At 64.3% G+C, this 17,048-nt stretch carries 19 protein-coding genes; 10 read left to right on the plus strand and 9 right to left on the minus strand.

The genetic code is table 11. The annotated features are described in order from the left end of the window. Positions 1 to 47: 47 nt before the first annotated feature. The gene (locus KSS93_RS14430) at positions 48 to 953 is read right to left on the minus strand and encodes an AraC family transcriptional regulator (RefSeq protein WP_217884686.1); all 906 of its coding nucleotides are present in this window, start codon (positions 951 to 953) and stop codon (positions 48 to 50) included. 181 nt (positions 954 to 1,134) lie between these two features. Here KSS93_RS14430 and KSS93_RS14435 point away from each other — a divergent pair, with 181 nt between their 5' ends. Beyond that, a complete protein-coding gene (locus tag KSS93_RS14435; protein ID WP_217839183.1) occupies positions 1,135 to 2,187 on the plus strand; it encodes an NAD(P)-dependent alcohol dehydrogenase in 1,053 nt (350 codons plus the stop codon). Positions 2,188 to 2,398: 211 nt separating this feature from the next. Here the strand turns inward: KSS93_RS14435 and KSS93_RS14440 are convergent, their stop codons facing one another. Next, the gene (locus KSS93_RS14440) at positions 2,399 to 3,715 is read right to left on the minus strand and encodes a hypothetical protein (RefSeq protein ID WP_217884687.1); all 1,317 of its coding nucleotides are present in this window, start codon (positions 3,713 to 3,715) and stop codon (positions 2,399 to 2,401) included. Positions 3,716 to 3,923: 208 nt separating this feature from the next. On the opposite strand from KSS93_RS14440, the gene KSS93_RS14445 reads away from it, so the two are divergent. Both KSS93_RS14445 and KSS93_RS14450 read left to right on the plus strand, forming a co-directional pair. Further along, entirely contained in the window at positions 3,924 to 5,108 is a 1,185-nt protein-coding gene (locus KSS93_RS14445; protein ID WP_217884688.1) for a sugar transporter, read from the plus strand. 294 nt (positions 5,109 to 5,402) lie between these two features. Further along, the gene (locus KSS93_RS14450) at positions 5,403 to 6,704 is read left to right on the plus strand and encodes an IS4 family transposase (protein ID WP_217888722.1); all 1,302 of its coding nucleotides are present in this window, start codon (positions 5,403 to 5,405) and stop codon (positions 6,702 to 6,704) included. Between the two features lie 796 nt (positions 6,705 to 7,500). Here KSS93_RS14450 and KSS93_RS14455 read toward each other — a convergent pair. Next, positions 7,501 to 7,656, minus strand: coding sequence for a hypothetical protein (locus tag KSS93_RS14455; RefSeq protein WP_217884689.1), 156 nt, complete (start codon positions 7,654 to 7,656; stop codon positions 7,501 to 7,503). 158 nt (positions 7,657 to 7,814) lie between these two features. On the opposite strand from KSS93_RS14455, the gene KSS93_RS14460 reads away from it, so the two are divergent. Both KSS93_RS14460 and KSS93_RS14465 read left to right on the plus strand, forming a co-directional pair. After that, complete coding sequence (locus KSS93_RS14460) at positions 7,815 to 8,195, plus strand: GFA family protein (protein ID WP_217884690.1); 381 nt, start codon at positions 7,815 to 7,817, stop codon at positions 8,193 to 8,195. Beyond that, the gene (locus tag KSS93_RS14465) at positions 8,192 to 8,599 is read left to right on the plus strand and encodes a hypothetical protein (protein ID WP_217884691.1); all 408 of its coding nucleotides are present in this window, start codon (positions 8,192 to 8,194) and stop codon (positions 8,597 to 8,599) included. Before KSS93_RS14460 ends, KSS93_RS14465 begins: the two co-directional genes overlap by 4 nt. Positions 8,600 to 8,623: 24 nt before the next feature. On the opposite strand, the gene KSS93_RS14470 is transcribed toward KSS93_RS14465, so the two are convergent. Together KSS93_RS14470 and KSS93_RS14475 are read right to left on the minus strand one after the other, a co-directional pair. After that, complete coding sequence (locus KSS93_RS14470; RefSeq protein WP_217884692.1) at positions 8,624 to 9,595, minus strand: RHS repeat-associated core domain-containing protein; 972 nt, start codon at positions 9,593 to 9,595, stop codon at positions 8,624 to 8,626. A gap of 109 nt (positions 9,596 to 9,704) precedes the next feature. Then, positions 9,705 to 10,322, minus strand: a complete 618-nt coding sequence (locus KSS93_RS14475) for a LysE family transporter (RefSeq protein ID WP_217888735.1) — start codon at positions 10,320 to 10,322, stop codon at positions 9,705 to 9,707. Between the two features lie 94 nt (positions 10,323 to 10,416). Between KSS93_RS14475 and KSS93_RS14480 the strand changes: the two genes are divergently transcribed. Genes KSS93_RS14480 through KSS93_RS14500 form a run of 5 tightly spaced genes read left to right on the plus strand, consistent with a single transcriptional unit; the run spans position 10,417 to position 13,354 of the window. Further along, positions 10,417 to 10,674, plus strand: a complete 258-nt coding sequence (locus KSS93_RS14480) for a helix-hairpin-helix domain-containing protein (protein WP_217884693.1) — start codon at positions 10,417 to 10,419, stop codon at positions 10,672 to 10,674. 51 nt (positions 10,675 to 10,725) lie between these two features. Beyond that, positions 10,726 to 10,944 carry an MbtH family protein gene (locus tag KSS93_RS14485; protein ID WP_217839174.1) on the plus strand — a complete coding sequence of 73 codons (219 nt, stop codon included), beginning with the start codon at positions 10,726 to 10,728 and terminating at the stop codon, positions 10,942 to 10,944. A gap of 2 nt (positions 10,945 to 10,946) precedes the next feature. Further along, the gene (locus KSS93_RS14490; protein WP_217884694.1) at positions 10,947 to 11,666 is read left to right on the plus strand and encodes a thioesterase II family protein; all 720 of its coding nucleotides are present in this window, start codon (positions 10,947 to 10,949) and stop codon (positions 11,664 to 11,666) included. A 57-nt stretch (positions 11,667 to 11,723) separates the two neighbouring features. Beyond that, entirely contained in the window at positions 11,724 to 12,275 is a 552-nt protein-coding gene (locus tag KSS93_RS14495; RefSeq protein WP_217884695.1) for an isochorismatase family protein, read from the plus strand. Further along, positions 12,272 to 13,354 (plus strand): DUF1615 domain-containing protein, encoded by a 1,083-nt coding sequence (locus KSS93_RS14500; protein ID WP_437182125.1) that lies wholly within the window; start codon positions 12,272 to 12,274, stop codon positions 13,352 to 13,354. Before KSS93_RS14495 ends, KSS93_RS14500 begins: the two co-directional genes overlap by 4 nt. A gap of 260 nt (positions 13,355 to 13,614) precedes the next feature. Here KSS93_RS14500 and KSS93_RS14505 read toward each other — a convergent pair whose 3' ends face one another. The 4 genes from KSS93_RS14505 to KSS93_RS14520 are packed head-to-tail and all read right to left on the minus strand — an operon-like array spanning position 13,615 to position 17,043. After that, positions 13,615 to 14,496, minus strand: a complete 882-nt coding sequence (locus KSS93_RS14505) for a metal ABC transporter substrate-binding protein (protein ID WP_217884696.1) — start codon at positions 14,494 to 14,496, stop codon at positions 13,615 to 13,617. Next, the gene (locus KSS93_RS14510; protein WP_217839168.1) at positions 14,493 to 15,392 is read right to left on the minus strand and encodes a metal ABC transporter permease; all 900 of its coding nucleotides are present in this window, start codon (positions 15,390 to 15,392) and stop codon (positions 14,493 to 14,495) included. The genes KSS93_RS14505 and KSS93_RS14510 overlap by 4 nt, the downstream gene beginning before the upstream one ends. After that, positions 15,392 to 16,138 carry a metal ABC transporter ATP-binding protein gene (locus KSS93_RS14515; RefSeq protein ID WP_217884697.1) on the minus strand — a complete coding sequence of 249 codons (747 nt, stop codon included), beginning with the start codon at positions 16,136 to 16,138 and terminating at the stop codon, positions 15,392 to 15,394. The genes KSS93_RS14510 and KSS93_RS14515 overlap by 1 nt, the downstream gene beginning before the upstream one ends. Beyond that, the gene (locus KSS93_RS14520; protein WP_217884698.1) at positions 16,135 to 17,043 is read right to left on the minus strand and encodes a metal ABC transporter substrate-binding protein; all 909 of its coding nucleotides are present in this window, start codon (positions 17,041 to 17,043) and stop codon (positions 16,135 to 16,137) included. Before KSS93_RS14520 ends, KSS93_RS14515 begins: the two co-directional genes overlap by 4 nt. Positions 17,044 to 17,048 lie beyond the last annotated feature (5 nt).

The raw sequence follows: 17,048 nt of genomic DNA on the forward strand, positions 1-17,048 counted from the left end.
CAAGGCCGCTCCTACAGGGACCGCGTCAAATCGGCGGTCTAACTCTCTTAAACCGGCAAGCTCTGATACGGCTGCTCCTCCCCCGGGCTGCGCGCAAACTCGCGCTTGTACTCGCGGCTGAACTGCGAGGTGCTCTGGTAGCCCACCCGGTGCGCCACCTGCGCCACCCCCAGCCGTTCGCCGATCAGCATCTGCTGCGCCTTGAGCAGGCGCAGGCGCTTGAGGTACTGCATCGGCGCAAGGTCGGTTGCGCGCTTGAAGTGCTCATGGAAGGTCGACACGCTCATGTTGGCGCGGCTGGCCAGCTCGTCCACCCCCAGCGGCTCGGCGTAGTGGGCACGCAGGTAGGCCATGGCCGCACCGATGCGGGCGAAGTGCCCCTGCTGCTCCACCAGCGCCCGCAACACCCCGGCCTGGGGCCCGCGCAGCGCGGTGTAGAGCACCTCGCGCACCCGCGCCGGCCCCAGAATTCTGGCGTCCATCGGGTCCTGCAGGCACTGCAGCAGGCGCTCGACGCTGTCGCGCATCGGCGCATCCAGCGCCGCCGAGCTCATCGACTGCGGGGTCTGTACCTGCACCGCAGCGTCCGGCGCCAGGTGCATGCTCTGCACCAGTTCGCCCAGCAGGGTGCGGTCGATGTCCACCGCCACCCCCAGCAACGGCGCTTGCGCGGTGGCGAAGGTTTCGCACATGAACGGCACCGACAGCGCCTGTACCAGGTAATGCCCGGCGCCGTATTCCAGCGTGCGCGGGCCCAGGCGCGCCAGCTTGCTGCCCTGGGCGAGGATGATCAGGCTCGGCTCGTAGATCTGCGGGCTGCTGGCCACGTAGTGGTCCCAAGTCAGCACCTGCACCTGGGGCAGGGCGGTCGGCACGAAGCCCGGGCGCGTGGCGAGGCTGCGGATCAGCGTGCAGAGCGTGGCGTTTGCATCCACGTGGCGGGTCAGTTGCATGGTCTACCTGGGGCAGAGAATCGGACAGTGCAATTTTCGCAGAATCGCCGCTGCACGCCAGACGCTTACGCGAAGTTCCGGAGAATCAGGCATGCATGCCGGAGAATCGGCGATGGGCGCAGGCCGCACCCGCGCGGAAAATGGCACCACCTGAACCGTTTCACTCTCCGAGGTGCCCCCTATGTATACCGCAATCGGTTACGCCGCCCAGACCCCCACCAGCCCCCTGGCCCCGATGACTTTCCAGCGCCGCAGCCCGCGCGCGGACGATGTGGCCATCGAGATTCTCTACTGCGGCGTGTGCCACTCCGACATCCACCAGGCGCGCAACGAGTGGGGCATTGCCGTGTACCCGCTGATGCCGGGCCACGAGATCGTCGGCCGCGTCACTGCGGTGGGCGAGAAGGTCACCGGCCACAAGGTCGGCGACCTGGTGGGCGTCGGCTGCATGGTCGATTCGTGCCGCCAATGCGCTGCGTGCAGCCAGGATGAGGAGCAATACTGCCTCGCCGGCCCGACCATGACCTACGCCACCCCCGACCGGGTCGACGGCAGCAACACCATGGGCGGCTATTCCAGCAGCATCGTGGTCAGCGAGCACTTCGTGCTGCGCATTCCGCAAGGCCTGGACCTGGCCAGCGCCGCGCCGATTCTGTGTGCAGGCATCACCACCTACTCGCCGCTCAAGGCGCACGGCGTGGGCCCTGGTCACAAAGTCGGTGTGCTTGGCATGGGCGGCCTGGGCCACATGGGCATCAAGTTCGCCAAGGCCCTGGGCGCTGAAGTGACCCTGTTCACCCGCTCGGCAAGCAAGGCCGAAGAGGCCCGCCGCCAGGGTGCCGACCATGTGATCGTGTCCACCGACGCCGAGCAGATGGCCGCCGCCGCCGGGCACTTCGACTTCCTGCTCGACACCATTCCGGTACAGCACGACCTAAACCCCTACCTGCAAACCCTCACCTTTGGTGGCGTGCACATTCTGGTCGGCCTGATCGAGCCGGTCGAGCCGCCGGTGCACGCCGCCAACCTGGTGATGCAGCGCCGGGTGCTGGCCGGCTCGCTGATCGGCGGCATCGCCGAAACCCAGGAAGTGCTGGATTTCTGCGCCGAGCACGGCATCAGCTGCGACATCGAGATGCTTGACATTCGCAACATCAACCAGGCCTACGAGCGCATGATCGTGGGTGATGTGAAGTACCGTTTCGTTATCGATATGGCCACTTTGCAAGCCTGATGCAGCCCCTGTAGGAGCCGGCTTGCCGGCGATGAGGCCGGGCCTGCCTGAACAGGTCCGATGGCCCTATCGCCGGCAAGCCGGCTTTCATGGAACAAACTACAACTGATTGATTTAACACGGCCGCTTCCCACAGGTACAAGGTTTGCCTTGGGCTTGTGGGAGGTCGAATCACCGCGAGCACGGGCGACGTCCGTGTCATTCAGTGGCCTTACCAGACCAGCGGCCGCTCGAACCCCTTCCAGCACACCCAGCGGCGCACTTCGCCATGCTCTGCGGTACCGATCTGCCACGCCGGCCGCCGGGTATCCAGGGCAATCACCGAAATGAACCCCGCATAACTGGCCGCCACCAAGGTGCGCCCATCGGCACTGATGTCCATGGCGCTGATGGTCGAACCCAGAAAGTGCTGCCAGTGCTCCGTTGCGTCCTCACCGAACGCTCGCAAGTAACCATGGGCATCGCCAACGATGTACTCCCCCTGGCGCGCCACACCGGCATACAGTCGTGCGCCGTCCTGCAGCACCGGCGTGCGCGCATCCTCGCTGTAGTGCTCGGTGTCCAGCCCCGGCAGGTCGGCTACCCGCACTCCGACGCTGGCGCCGTGGTAGAAGTGGCAGGCGTTGAGCAGCAACTGGTCGCCAGCCTGGTTGAACAATGCAAAATGCGGGTACTCGCTGGCCGGGCCGACCACCGCCAGGCGCTGCAACTGCTCGCCCAGCACCAGGTGGTGCCCGCATTGCTCGCCCAGGGCGATGAGCCGGCCGTCCGGCGACATCGCCACGTGCTGCATGCACAGGCCCAGGCCGACGTCGTCCGGGTCGGTGCCGGCGTCCAGCTCTTCGAGGATGTCGTCAGCGCGCGGCAGCAGGCGCGTGGCGCCGTCGGCGGCCAGCACGAAGATGCCGTCGCTGCTGGCCAGCAGTACCCGCTGGCCGTCGGGGAAGGGCATCAGCGCGGTCGGGCGCGGCGGCATGTCCAGGGGTTCGAACGGGAAGCCTTCAGGCAGCCCCTCAAGGCCGTGGGGCCAGGGCAGGCGGGCCACCAGCGGGCCGCCCCAGCCATCGGTCACGCGCACGCCCTCGCTGTTGGCCAGGGCGTAGAAGCGCCGCTGCGGGCAACGGCCAAAAAAATCGACGCCGATCACCGGAGTTACCGCATCGCCCTCGAGGCGCAACACCTGGCCCTTTTCGAACGGCTTGCCGATGCGTGCCAGCAGGCTGCCGTCATCGAGCAGCAGCACCTGGTCAACCCCCTGGGCCTGTTCTTCGAGCAGTGGCAGCAGCGGCAGGTGCGCCGGCGGCCAGGCCTCGCGAAACAGCTGGCGCTGCTGCTCGCCAGTGCCTGGCCGGTTGATCGCCACCAGCGCCGCGCGCCAGGCGTCGAGCAGGTGCGCGGTGTCGGGGGTGGCAGGTTCTTCGAGGTGGTCCCAACCTTGCTCGCGGCCTTGCGCTACATACAGGTTGATCGCCTCGGCATAGGCCAGCACGGCCTCGCGCCACTGCTGCTGCGGGTGTTGCTTGTCCATGGGCGGATCGGGCTCCTTGTTCCGCGTTGTTGCTGGCAGTCGTATCACAAAAGCGTGCATGGTACTCCGTCCACCGGCGAGGTTGTGAGGCCCGGGGTTGATGCGTACCATGGCTGCATCCTACTAATAACCAAACGTGCGTCGCCCAAGCCCCAGGCTGGCTGTCGATGCGCGTGCTGTTGCCTTGTCTGCGAGGAATGCGTTTTTCATGAATGGTCCGGTCCCTACCTCAATGCCGCCCACCGCCGGCAGCGGCAGCTGGCTGAGCGTCATCGCCCTGGCCCTGGCGGCGTTCATCTTCAATACCACCGAGTTCGTGCCGGTGGCGCTGCTCAGCGATATAGGCCGCAGCTTCGACATGAGCACCGCCCAGGTGGGCCTGATGCTGACCATCTACGCCTGGGTGGTGGCGCTGGCATCCCTGCCGATGATGCTGATGACCCGCAACGTCGAGCGCCGGCGGCTGTTGTTGTTCGTGTTCCTGGTGTTCATCGTCAGCCACCTGCTGTCGTGGGTGGCGCAGAGCTTTGCCATGCTGCTGGTCAGCCGCATCGGCATTGCCCTGTCCCACGCGGTGTTCTGGGCCATCACCGCGTCGCTGGCGGTGCGCGTGGCGCCGCCGGGGCAGCAGGCCAAGGCCCTCGGGTTGCTGGCCACTGGCACAACGCTGGCGATGGTCATGGGTATCCCGCTGGGGCGCGTGGTGGGTGAGGCGCTGGGCTGGCGGGTGACTTTTTTGTGCATCGCCGGGGTGGCGCTGGTTACCATGCTGTGCCTGATGAAGTCGCTGCCGCTGCTGCCCAGCCAGAACTCGGGCTCGCTGCGCAGCCTGCCGATTTTGTTCAAGCGCCCGGCGCTGGTCATCACCTACCTGCTGGTGACCCTGGTGATTACCGCGCAGTTCACCGCCTACAGCTACATCGAGCCGTTCGCCCTGCATGTGGCGCAGATCGGCGGCGAGCGCACCACCTTGCTGCTGTTGCTGTTTGGCGGTGCGGGGGTGTTCGGTTCGCTGCTGTTCAGCCGCTACAGCGAGCGCTTCCCCCATGGGTTTCTGCTGGGCGCCATCGGCGCGCTGGCCGCATGCCTGCTGTTGCTGCTGCCGCTGTCGGGCAACTTCTACCTGTTTGCCGGTTTGAGCATGCTGTGGGGCGTGGCGATCTTGAGCTTCAGCCTGTCGCTGCAGTCCAAGACCCTGAAGCTGGCATCGGATGCCACCGACGTGGCCATGGCGCTGTTCTCGGGCATCTACAACATTGGCATCGGTGGCGGCGCGCTGCTGGGCAGCATTGTCAGCAGCCAATTGGGCGTGGCCGATATCGGGTTGGTGGGGGGCGGTGTGGCGTTGGCCGGGTTGGCGCTGGCGCTGGCCGGCAGCCGGCGGTTGCGTTAGGCGGGCGCCGGCCTCATTGCAGGCTGGCGCCAAGGGGCCCACAAGATGCGCATGGCTGAAGGTCGGTGGGTTCTGTGGGGTGGTTTGTATATTGCGATGTGCGCTGTTGTTTGTTGTTTGTTTTGAAAGTTGTATGCGCATTCATTATTTGTAGTGACGCTTATTCACCTTTCCGCCCTTACGGCCATCCCTTTCAAGGTCTTCGGTAGAATCTGCTGAAATCCAGTCAGGAAGACCCGAGTGATGTGGGCTGATGTTCTAGCGCGATTCGAGAAAAAAGCACCGGCCAGCGTCATGGCCAAACTCGCTTTGGAGCAAGCTATTGCGCCTGAGTGGGTCGATCAGGTTTTCGAAGAGCACCGCCAGCGGCAGTACTCTCGTGAGCTGTTGTTCTCGACCATCGTCAAGCTCATGTCGCTCGTTTCGCTGGGTCTGAAGCCGTCGCTACATGCTGCGGCAAAGCAGTTGGACGATCTCCCGGTCAGCCTGGCAGCGCTTTACGACAAAATCAGTCGAACAGAACCTGCGCTACTACGTGCCCTGGTGACAGGTTGCGCACAGCGACTGACTCCAACGATCCATGAGTTGGGCTGCTCGGCCATGCTTCCCAATTGGCAAATTCGGGTGGTTGATGGCAGCCACCTGGCCTCCACCGAAAAGCGTCTTGGCGCGTTGCGCCAGGAGCGCGGGGCTGCCCGTCCGGGGTTTTCGGTAGTGGTCTACGATCCCGATCTGGATCAGGTAATTGACCTGCAACCCTGCGAAGACGCCTACGCAAGTGAGCGAGTCTGCGTCCTACCGCTACTGGCTGATGCCCAGCCCAATCAGGTTTGGATCGCTGACCGGCTCTACTGCACGCTTCCTGTGATGGAGGCGTGCGGGCAGGTGAAAACTTCATTTGTCATTCGTGAGCAAGCCAAGCACCCACGCATAATCCAGGAAGGCGAGTGGCAAGCGCCGATGCCCGTCGCAACAGGTATGGTACGCGAGCAATCTATCGAGGTGAGGGGCGGGCACACGTGGCGGCGGGTCGAGTTGACGCTCCATTCAAAAAACGACTCAGGCGATACCAGTCTGATGTTCTGGAGCAACCTGCCCGAGAGCATCAGCACACAGCAGATCGCAGATTTGTATCGTCGTCGCTGGAGCATCGAAGGGATGTTTCTGCGACTAGAAGCCATTCTGGAAAGTGAAATTGAAACCCTCGGCAGCCCGCGTGCTGCGCTGCTTGGGTTCACCACTGCGGTCTTGGCCTACAACGTTCTGGCATTGCTGAAACGCAGTGTTGAGCAAGCCCACCGCGAGACGCTGCCGGAGAGTTGGGAGGCGTCGATCTATCACTTGGCGGTCCAGATCCGAGGGGGCTACGAGGGTATGCAGATCGCCCTACCATCGGAGCACATACCGGTTGTCCCTATAGAAGAATTAGGTCGGCGCCTGCTGGAACTGGCCAAGAACATCCAGCCCAAGCAGGTTGCGAAAAACCCACGAGGCCCCAAGGTGGCCAAGCCCAAAACCTGGGTACAGGGAACGGCGGTACATGCCCACGTTTCAACAGACCGGGTGATCAAGGCTGCCAAAACGAAAAGACCTTGAAAGGGATGGCCCTTACGGCGGCTTACTTTTGTCTTGTCAAAAGTAAGCAAAACCGCTCGCTCCCATCATCCGGCCCCTGCGCTTCGCTCCGGGGTTCCCTCACTCCGGGCTTGCTCCGGGGGTACGCGCCGACGGGCCGTCCCTGGCCCGATCGGCGCTCGACCGGCATCCATGCCGGTCGCCCCCCTACGCAATCCCTGCGTTCGGCCTCCTGAAGTCGCGAAGTTAGTGGCGGCGCCTGGGCTGGCGCAGCTAACCGCTAGTTGCCACCGTGGGACCTCAGGATTTAATCGCGGGGCAAGCCCGCTCCCACGTGGTTCAGCGAGCGCAGTTCTAACGTGGGAGCGGGCTTGCCCAGCGATTGCGTCAGAACAAACATCACATCAATAACAATCAAACCAACATCCCGGCTCTTGATCTGGCTCTTGATGTTGCTTCTAAGCGCGCAATAGCCCAGGCAACACAAATCGCGACTTCAGGAGGCCGAGCGTAGGGATTGCGTAGGAGGGCGACCGGCATGGATGCCGGTCGAGCGCCGATCGGGCCAGGGACGGCCCGTCGGCGCGTACCTCCGGAGCAAGCCCGGAGCGAGGGAACCCCCGAAGCGCAGCGTAGGGGGCCGGATGATAGGAGCAGGCGGTTTTGCCTACTTTTGCCAAGACAAAAGTAGGCCGCCGTAAGGGCGGAAAGGTGACTAAAAGCCGCTATCGTCAACGAATGCGCATACATCTCCAAAAGCAATCACCCTGGCCTATGACCCCGCCCGCCCCCCGGCATCCAGGCACCAAACCAACCCCTACCGCAAAAACGGATTACGCAACCGCACCCAAACTACAGCCGGCAGCGCCATCAGCAGCCACTTCAGGTACTTGTTCACCCCGAACTGCTCGCACAGCACCCCAATGACCGTGCAAACCACGACCACCGCCATAAACTCGATCATCTTGTGCATGGAGATTGTTCCGTCATAGCCGCAAAGAAGAGGGCGCGCACTTTAGCAGGTGCACCCGGCGACGGCGTGCACGGCATTGCGCAGTAACACTTTCAACCTTTACACCCGAGCCACCTGGGCTACCGTCCCGGCTGCCCCCATAGCCCGGACGTCACCCCATGCCCACCTTCCACGGCGGTTGCCTGTGCGGCCGTATCCGCTTTCGTGCCAGCGGCACACCGCGCTTCCCCCATACCTGCTCCTGCCATATGTGCCAGCGCCACTCCGGCAGCCTGACCTTGTGCTGGGTCGAGTTCGACAAGATGGCGGTGCACTGGACCGGGGAGGGCGGGGCGCCCAGCCTGTACCGGTCGTCCGAGCATTCCAGCCGGGCGTTCTGCCCCGCCTGCGGCAGCTCCCTCGGCGCCATCGACGACGCACCCACCGTGGCCCTGTTGCTAGGCAGCTTCGACCGCAAGAGCGCGCCGGCCCTGCGCCCGCTGAGCCATTCGTTCACGCCCTCGCGGCCACGCTGGTGGGGCGCTATTCTTGCCCCATGACCACCCAACCCCTTCAACGCCACCCATGCCCGCCCGGCGCCTGTGACTGCGGCCGCGAGCAACTGCTCGACGGCCCGGCCGAGGTGCAGCGCATTCTGCTGCTGACACGTGAGGAGGAAAAGCGCCTGCTCGAACGCCTGGAAAACCTCAAAGACCTCGAAGACCTGCAGCGCCTGCAGCAGCGCATGTACCAGAACCTCGGCCTGCGCGTGCACATCGCCCCAGGCTACAACGAGGTGCGCACCATGCGCGGCATCGTCATCGAGCTGGAGGCGCTACCGGGGCTGTGCCGCAAGACCCGGCAGTCCATTCCAGCGGCGATTCGCCGGGGGCTTGAGCGTAACCCGCAAGTGGCGTTCAGGTTGCTGGATGCCCACGACCTGTTGCGCGATGCAGGAGCGTGAGTGCTCCAGAAGCGATCACCATGATCATGTGTTCCCTCCACGCAGTGATAAAATGGCCATCCTGATGATGTCTTGTACCATGTCTGCCTTGGCACGCCGCTCGGTGAAAATGAGTGAAACTTTCCCTATGTGTCTTTCTGTTCTAGTCCGGTTGTCAGTAGCCGCCATGTCATATGCCAGCCTAGCAATATAATTGGACTGTTCTTTGTATAGGCGTATGAGGTTTTTAATTTCTTCGTCTATGGATATCGAGGTGCCACTGTAATTTTTGCTCAGTTGCTGTAGTGTTCTATCCGAAGTGGCGAGTTGGTTAATTTTTCCAGCGGATATAGGCCGCAGTTGGTATTTTTCAAAATTGGGGCTGATCGCGCGAAATTGAGTATATGCATTCGCATAAGCTTTTTTCCCAGAGGGAGTTTTTAACCACTCCAAATTGCTTTTATATATCTTCTTTATTATTACAGGCAGCTCGGGACGAACAGGGATGGGCGCAGGGATGACTTTTTTTGGGCGTGGGGGCGTTTGTGGGATCCGATGATGGCCTGAGGGGTCTCGGTAGTTCACTGGGTCGCCACCGCAGTAGCTGTAGCTGTTGATCCCGCCCTTGCCAAAAGGGCTTGTTCTATCGCCTGCCAGGAAGCGCATCAGTACCGCGGAGTACGCACGGTGATGCCCGGTCCCCAGTAGATAAAGTCGTGCATACGGCTCGTTGAATTCGCCATTGAAGCCAAGCAGGGACTCAATCGCGTTGAGGCTCCCATCATGGCCAAAAGCAGAAAAGGTGCGCGGCTTGATCACTTCGCCATTCAGCGCAGCGAGCGAAGAGCCTTTCTCATCGCACGCCAGCAGATGAGTAGCGTTATCAGTGACACCGTGCTGCTCGGCCATTGCCATGCCTTCGGCACGGAAGATTCCGCGATACTGCCTACTGCCGTTGGCGGTAACGAGCGCGCCCTCTTGGTAGAAATAACGGGTGGTGTAGTTGTCCTTGCTCATGGCGCGCTCCTGTTCGCGACGGTGACTGATACTGCGGACTCAACAGCAGCATGGCCATGAACAAGTCAACAGTCTACTGGCAAAAATGCCAGTCTGGCAGGCGCAGCTTCTAGCGCATCGCCGCCAGCTTGATGCCGAACCCCACCAGGCAAGCCCCCGCCAGGCGCTCGAGCAAGTTGCCCACCCGCGGGTTGGCACGCATGCGTTCGGCCAGGTGGTGGGTCAGCAGCACCGCCACCAGCCCGTACAAGAAGGTCACCGTGGCCACAGTCACCGCCATGAAGGCAAAGGTCACCATGCCTTGGTGCTTCACCGGGTCGATGAACAGCGGGAAGAACGCCATGTAGAACATGATCGCCTTGGGGTTGAGCAGGGTGATCATCATGGTCTGGCGCAGGTATCGGCCATTGCTCATGGCGCTTTCCCGGGGCGCTGTGCCGGGCTTGCTCAGCACCATGCGCAGGCCCAGCCAGGCCAGGTAGCCAGCGCCGGCCCACTGCACCACATGAAAGGCCGCCGGGTACGCCGCCAGCAGTGTGGCAACACCGGCCACCGCCAGCCACATCAGTACCTGGTCACCCAGGATCACCCCGCAGGTGGCGGCCAGGCCACCCTTGATGCCGCCCTTGCCGGTGGCGGTAATCAGGGCAAAGTTGCCAGGCCCCGGGATCGCCAGCAGGATGATAAAGGCAATCACGAAAGCGCCGTAGTCGGTCACGCCGAGCATGGGGAAGGTCTCCGGGGGCAGGTTGGCAGTCAGGCGTTGATATATGCCATCATCCGCGCCACTTGCAAAGCCGCAGCTCACACGGAGGTGAACCATGGCATTCAACGAACACGAGCGCAGCCAGCTGCTGGCGCTAAAGGGCGTCGGCCCGACGGTGCTGCAGCGCCTGGAGCAACTGGGCTACCACAGCCTTGCACAATTGGCCGAAGCGGACGCCGGGCACATCGTCCAGGCCGTCGCCAGCCTGGTGGGCTCCAGCTGCTGGAAGAACAGCCCCCAGGCCCGCGCCGCCATCCAGGCCACCATTGCTCATGCTCGGCTAATTTCCGGCGCACCTGCTTCGTCTTCCTGATAGCCGCCCCGCGCCCGGCGCGTCGGCCCACATCATCCAAGGAGACAGGCAATGACTTCCGTATTCGACCGCGACGACATCGTGTTCCAGGTAGTGGTCAACCACGAAGAGCAATATTCCATCTGGCCCGACTACAAGGCCATACCCAACGGCTGGCGCGCGGTGGGCAAGAGCGGCCTGAAAAAAGACTGCCTGGCTTACATCGACGAAGTCTGGACCGACATGCGCCCGCTGAGCCTGCGCCAGCAGATGGCAGCCGCGGCCCAGTGAGCGTGGCCACGCTGAATCTGCTGTGCCTGCCGTATTCCGGGGCCAGCGCCATGGTTTACAGCCGCTGGCGGCGCAAGCTGCCGGCCTGGCTGCAGGTGCGCCCGGTAGAGCTGCCCGGGCGCGGTGCGCGGCTGGGCGAGGAGCCTTTCACCGACATGCAGGCTCTGGCGCGCAAACTGGCCGATGAGCAGCGCCTGGCTGCCGCTGCGCCCTATGCGCTGCTCGGCCATAGCTTGGGCGCGTTGTTGGCCTTCGAGCTGGCCCACGAGCTGCAGGCCCTGGGTTGCCCGCCGCCGGTAGCGTTGTTCGCCTGTGGCACGGCAGCGCCGACCCGTCGCGAGGACTATGACAACGGCAACTGGCGCGAACCGAAAAGCGACCCTGAGCTCAAGGCCGAGCTGCACAAGTTGGGCGGTACCCCTGAAGAGGTACTGGCCAACGACGAGCTGATGAGCCTGACGTTGCCGGTGCTGCGTGCGGACTTCTTGCTGTGCGGGCGCTACGCCTACCGCCAGCGCCCGCCACTGCGTTGCCCGCTGCATGTGCTGGGTGGCGAAAGCGACCGGGCGAATGCCGAGCAGTTGCAGGCCTGGGGCAAGGAAACCCTCGGCCCGTTCAGCCTGGACATGTTCCCCGGTGGGCACTTCTTCATCCATGAGCATGAAGACGCGGTGCTGGGCTTGCTCAGCGCCACCCTCGAGCCTCACCGGCTCAGTGCCTGATTGACGCCTGCGTTTGCCTGGGGGAGGCTAGACGCTTTCCCAGGCAAGGCGCAGACAATGCTGATTGACTCATCCAAGGCCACGCTGCTGGTGGTCGACATCCAGGAAAAACTCATCGGCGCCATGAGCGACCCCGCCGGCACCGCCGCCCGGGCCCGCTGGTTGCTGGCCGCCACCGCCGACCTTGAGTTGCCCACGGTCATTTCCGAGCAATACCCCAAAGGCCTGGGCTACACCCTCGAGGCGTTGAAGGCTGCCGCGCCTGCCGCTGAAATTGTCGAAAAACTGCATTTCTCCTGCGTTGCCGGCGAGTGCCTGCCGGCCAGCCTGCTGGCCCGCGAGCAGGTGATCGTGTGCGGCATGGAAACCCACGTTTGCGTATTGCAGACCGTGCTTGGTCTGCGCGAGTTGGGCAAGCAGGTGTTCGTGGTCGAGGACGCCTGCGACAGCCGCAGCGCCGCCAGCAAGGCGGCGGGCCTTGCGCGCATGCGTGACGCCGGGGCGCATATCGTCACCCGCGAAATGGTGCTGTTCGAGCTGATGGGCAGCGCCAGCCACCCGCAGTTCAGGCATATCAGCAAGACCTACCTCGTCGGTGAGCAGCCCTGAACGCGCGGCTGTTGGCGGCGGGGCTGCTGGCCCTGGGCCTGTTGCAGGGCTGCGTCGGGCGCCGCGAAGAAGCCCCTGAAGCGGACCCTGCCAAGGTCCGCGCCCAGTTGCTGCGCCTGCTGCCGGCGCAGGTCAAGGACCGCGAGGGCTGGGCCAAGGACATCCAGGTGGCGTTCCAGGCCCAGGGCCTGGCCCCGAGCAAGGGCAATCTGTGCGCCGTGCTGGCGGTGACCGAGCAGGAGTCCACTTTCAACGCCGACCCGCAGGTGCCCAACCTGGGGCGCATCGCCCGTGAAGAGATCGACCGCCGCGCCGCGCGCCTGCACATTCCGAAACTGCTGGTGGACGGCGCCCTGCAAACTCCGTCGAGCAACGGCAAGAGCTACCAGCAGCGGCTGCAGGCAGTGCGCAGCGAGAAACAGCTCAGTGCCCTGTACGACGAGGTGATCGGCCGCCTGCCGCTGGGCCGCACGCTACTGGACGGGCTCAACCCGGTGCACACCGGCGGGCCGATGCAGGTGAGCATCGACTTTGCCGAGCAGCACACCCAAGGCTACCCCTACGATTACCAAGGCACGGTGCGCCAGGAGGTATTCAGCCGGCGTGGCGGTATGTACTTCGGCATCGCCCACCTGCTGGGTTACCCCACCCACTATGAGCGCCCGCTGTACCGCTTCGCCGACTTCAATGCCGGCTGGTACGCCAGCCGCAACGCGGCGTTCCAGGCTGCCCTTAGCCGCGCGACCGGTGCAGCGCTGGCGCTGGACGGCGACCTGATCGCCCCCGGCGCGCTGATGCCGGGCAAGACTGAAACTGCCGCGCGCTCGCTAGGGCCGAAGCTGGGTTTGCGTAACCCGCAGATTCGCTCGCAGCTGGAGAAGGAGGGCAGCCTGGCCTTGAAGCAGACCGACCTGTACGAGGGCGTGTTCCGCCTGGCCGAAGCCAAGGCCGGCAAGGCGCTGCCAAGGGCGGTGCTTCCCGGTATCGAGCTGAAGAGCCCGAAGATCACCCGCAAGCTGACCACGGCGTGGTTCGCAGGCAGGGTGGATGAGCGCTACCAGCGCTGCATGAAGCGTTGATCGCAAAGCCGCCACGCGCCGCGGCAATTTTGCATGATGCGCAGATCCTGGGGCTGCTTCGCACCCCTTTCGCGGCACAAGGCCGCTCCTACAGAATTGCGCCAGTCCTGAGCCCTGTGCGGTACCTGTGGGAGCGGGTTTACCCGCGAACACCGGCGAAGCCGGTGCCATCTAGCGCGGCGCCTGTTTCGCGGCTAAAGCCGCTCCCACAGGTATCGCGCCAGCATTTAGAAGTGGAGCAATACATTCAGAAGCGGCGTTCAGCCTTGCTGCAACGCCTTCACTACCTGCTCGACACTGGCCTTGAGCCCGGCCACGGTATCTTCCGGGTCGCTCTCCACCACCAGAAGCTTGGCGCCACCCGCAGCAATGGCCTCAGTCACCTTCGCATCAGGTTGGCGGTGGTGCAGCACCAGCGCCACATCCTGGCCCTTGAGGTTGTCGGTCAACGCTTTGAGCGCCGCCTCATCCCACTGGTCATCGGCCGGCAACGGCTGCTCCACCACATCCAGGTTCAGCCCGCTGGCCAGGTAACCTAGGCGCTCGGACAGGCTCACCACGCTCAGGTTGTCGACTTCGGCCAGTTGCGTCTGGCTGCTGGCGGTCAGCTCCAGCATCTGGCGTTTGAGCGTGGCCAGGTTGGCCTGGATCTTCGGCTTTTCAGCAGGCGACAGGCGCTCCAGGTCGTTGGCCACTACATCGGCCATGCGCCCAAGGTTGCTCGGGTTGAGCCAGGGGTAGGCGGCGAACGCCTCGTCACCCTTGACCGCGATGCCCGGCAGCGCGCCGTCCACCGGGCGCGCGGCATCGATCTCGACAATGCGGATATTGCTGCGCCGGGCCATGGGGTACAGCGGGTCGTCGCGCCAGATCGAGCGCACGCCGATCACAGCATCCGCCTTGAGCGCCGCCTTGTGCAGGCTGGCGCCGCCACGGCCGCTGAAATACGACGGCTGGCGCGTGGCCGGCAGGTTGGCCGGGGCAGCGCGGGTCAGTTGCACCTGGGTGCCCTGCAGCAGCGCGCTGGCCAGGCTGTGGGTCAGTGGCAGGGTGGTCAGCACCTGGGTGTCGGCCGCTTGGGCCAGCGCCGGCAGGCTGGCCAAGGCCATGGTCAGGGTGAGGCGTTTGAGCATCGGGGTCATGCCGGGTTTCCTTGCAGACGGGGTACGAGGGCGCGGGCCAGGGCGGCGAGGGCGAAGCACATGCCGGCGACCAGAATGATCGCCGCGCCCGAAGGCACCGGCAGGTCGAAGACGATCGGCAGCAAAATGCCGAGCAGGGTGCTCAGGGTGGCAATCACCACCGAGACGAAGAAAAACCCTTTGAGCGACTGGCTCACCAGGCGCGCCGCAGCCGCTGGGATCACCAACAAGGCGCCCACCAGGATCGCCCCGATCACCTTCACCGCCGCCACGGTCACCAAAGTCACCAGCACCACGAACAGGTAGTCCAGGGTCTTCACCGCCACCCCGCGCACCGCTGCCAGCTGCGGGTTGAAGCTGGCCAGCATGATGCGGTTGTACAGCGGCACGGCCAGGGCCAGTACCAGCACCGCGACGATACCCAGTACCAGCAGGTCCTGGCCGCTGACGGTCAATACCGAGCCGAACAGCACGTTCTCCAGAATATGCACGTTGATCTTGCCGGCCAGCATCAGCAGCAGGCTGGCACCCAGGGCCAGCGACACCGACAGGAACACGCCAATCAGCGTATCCGGCGAAAGCCCGGTGCGGTTGCGCAGGTAGTTGAGCAAGATGCCGAACAGCAGGCAGTAACCGAACAGGCTGCCGTAGGGGCCGGTGTAGGGCTCACCCAGCAGGATGCCGATGGCCACACCGGTCAGCGCGGCATGGCCCACGGCTTCGGAAAAGAACGCAAAGCGCTTGACCACCACCAGGGTGCCCAAACCGCCCAGCACCGGGCCGATCATCAGGCCCGCCAGCAGGGCGTTGACCACAAAACCATAGGCCAGCGCCTCGGGCAGGTAACCCGCGCTGGCCCACTGCTGGACCATTTCGCGGAAGGCGTCGTAATTCATCAGGCAAGGCTCTCGCTGCGCGGGTGGACGGAAAACAGCCCGAGCAGGCGCTCGGGGGTCAGGGCTTCGGCTGGCGGGGCGTCGAACAGCACCTGGCGGCTCAGCCCGGTAACCCGGTCGGCCAGGCGCAGCACTGCTTCAAGGTCGTGCTCGATCCACAGCACCGTGGTGCCGGCCTGGCGCCAGCGGTGCAACAACTGCTCGAACACCTGAATGCCGGCCTCGTCCAGCGCCGACATCGGCTCGTCCAGCACCAGCAGTTGCGGCTCGGGGATCAAGCCCTGGGCTAGCAGCACGCGCTGGCGCTCGCCACCCGACAGCGCACCCATGCGCCGTTTGCGCTTGTGCAGCATGCCGACCCGCGCCAGGGCCGCGTCGATGTCCGGGCGCACCCGCCGCGACAGCCCGAGAAACGCCGGGCGGCGCTGGCACATGGCAGCCATGAAGTCGTCCACGGTCATCGGCAGGCCGCGGTCGAACTCCAGTGCCTGGGGCACGTAGCCGATCACCTCGCGCTCGCCCGGCCAGTGCAGGGTCAGTTGGCCCTGGTGCGGCATCTGCCCGAGCAAAGTTTTGATCAGCGAGCTCTTGCCGCCGCCGTTGGGGCCGACGATGGCGTGCACGCTGCCGGGGGCGACGCTGAAGCGCACGTTTTCAAGGATGCGCGTGCGGCCCAGGGTCAGGTCGATGCCCTCGAACTCGATGCGCGGCCCGTGGCTGCTGACGATGTTGGCGGCGGCGGTCACGCGCGGTTCTCCTGAATGGCCTGCACCACGGTGTCGAGGTTGCGCTTCATCTCCACCTCGTATTTTTCCTTGGTGTACTCGCCGTAGGAGATATGGGTCAGCGGGTAGATGCGCACGCCCGATTCACGCTGGATGGTCTCGACATAGGCCGAAGGGAAGTCCATTTCCGAGAAAATCACTTTCACGTCCAGCGCCTTGAGCTGGTCGATGGTCTTTTTCAATTGCGCAGGGCTTGGCTCGATGCCGTGGGCCGGTTCCACCACCGCAGTTACCTCCAGGCCGAAGTCGCGCACCAGGTAGTCGTAGGCGGCGTGAATGGTGGCCACGCGAAAAGTCGCACCTGGCGCCTCGGTGACCTTGGCCAGGGCCTCGGCACGCAAGGCACGCAGGCGCTTGGCATAGGCGCGGGCGTTGCTCTGGTAGAACTTGGCGTTGTCCGGGTCGAGCTTGCCCAACTGGCGGGCAATGTTGTTCACCTGGGCGATGGTGGCGCTGATCGACAGGAAGGTGTGCGGGTTGACCACCTTGCCGGCGCCACGGGCGGCGATGCCGGTGGCTGCCAGCAGCGGCACGTTGGCGTTGGATTCGATGGTCTGGATGTCGGGCTTTTCGCTGGCGGCGATCATGCGGTCGGCAAAATCGTCATGGCCCACGCCGTTGAGCACGATCACATCCAGGCTGCCGATGCGCTTGATGTCCTCGGCGCGCGGCTCGTAGGCGTGGGGGTTGAAGCCTGCCGGAATCAACGGCACCACTTCGGCCTTGTCGCCGACGATGTTGCTCACATAGCTGTAGTAGGGGTGCAGGGTGATGCCGATGCGCAGCGGCTTGCCGTTGTCGGCGAAGGCCAGGGCGGGCAGGGTGGCGGCCAGAAGCAGCGCCAGGGCGCGGGCGAAGCGGAGCATGGGCA

Origin of the sequence: Pseudomonas xanthosomatis, from assembly GCF_019139835.1 — a bacterium.
In the GTDB taxonomy this organism is placed as follows: Bacteria; Pseudomonadota; Gammaproteobacteria; order Pseudomonadales; family Pseudomonadaceae; genus Aquipseudomonas; species Aquipseudomonas fakonensis.

Coding starts and splice junctions, on each gene's coding strand:
- KSS93_RS14430 (WP_217884686.1), bottom strand. CDS start 953: ATGCAACTGACCCGCCACGTGGATGCAAACGCCACGCTCTGCACGCTG.
- KSS93_RS14435 (WP_217839183.1), top strand. CDS start 1,135: ATGTATACCGCAATCGGTTACGCCGCCCAGACCCCCACCAGCCCCCTG.
- KSS93_RS14440 (WP_217884687.1), bottom strand. CDS start 3,715: ATGGACAAGCAACACCCGCAGCAGCAGTGGCGCGAGGCCGTGCTGGCC.
- KSS93_RS14445 (WP_217884688.1), top strand. CDS start 3,924: ATGAATGGTCCGGTCCCTACCTCAATGCCGCCCACCGCCGGCAGCGGC.
- KSS93_RS14450 (WP_217888722.1), top strand. CDS start 5,403: ATGGCCAAACTCGCTTTGGAGCAAGCTATTGCGCCTGAGTGGGTCGAT.
- KSS93_RS14455 (WP_217884689.1), bottom strand. CDS start 7,656: ATGCACAAGATGATCGAGTTTATGGCGGTGGTCGTGGTTTGCACGGTC.
- KSS93_RS14460 (WP_217884690.1), top strand. CDS start 7,815: ATGCCCACCTTCCACGGCGGTTGCCTGTGCGGCCGTATCCGCTTTCGT.
- KSS93_RS14465 (WP_217884691.1), top strand. CDS start 8,192: ATGACCACCCAACCCCTTCAACGCCACCCATGCCCGCCCGGCGCCTGT.
- KSS93_RS14470 (WP_217884692.1), bottom strand. CDS start 9,595: ATGAGCAAGGACAACTACACCACCCGTTATTTCTACCAAGAGGGCGCG.
- KSS93_RS14475 (WP_217888735.1), bottom strand. CDS start 10,322: ATGCTCGGCGTGACCGACTACGGCGCTTTCGTGATTGCCTTTATCATC.
- KSS93_RS14480 (WP_217884693.1), top strand. CDS start 10,417: ATGGCATTCAACGAACACGAGCGCAGCCAGCTGCTGGCGCTAAAGGGC.
- KSS93_RS14485 (WP_217839174.1), top strand. CDS start 10,726: ATGACTTCCGTATTCGACCGCGACGACATCGTGTTCCAGGTAGTGGTC.
- KSS93_RS14495 (WP_217884695.1), top strand. CDS start 11,724: ATGCTGATTGACTCATCCAAGGCCACGCTGCTGGTGGTCGACATCCAG.
- KSS93_RS14505 (WP_217884696.1), bottom strand. CDS start 14,496: ATGACCCCGATGCTCAAACGCCTCACCCTGACCATGGCCTTGGCCAGC.
- KSS93_RS14510 (WP_217839168.1), bottom strand. CDS start 15,392: ATGAATTACGACGCCTTCCGCGAAATGGTCCAGCAGTGGGCCAGCGCG.
- KSS93_RS14520 (WP_217884698.1), bottom strand. CDS start 17,043: ATGCTCCGCTTCGCCCGCGCCCTGGCGCTGCTTCTGGCCGCCACCCTG.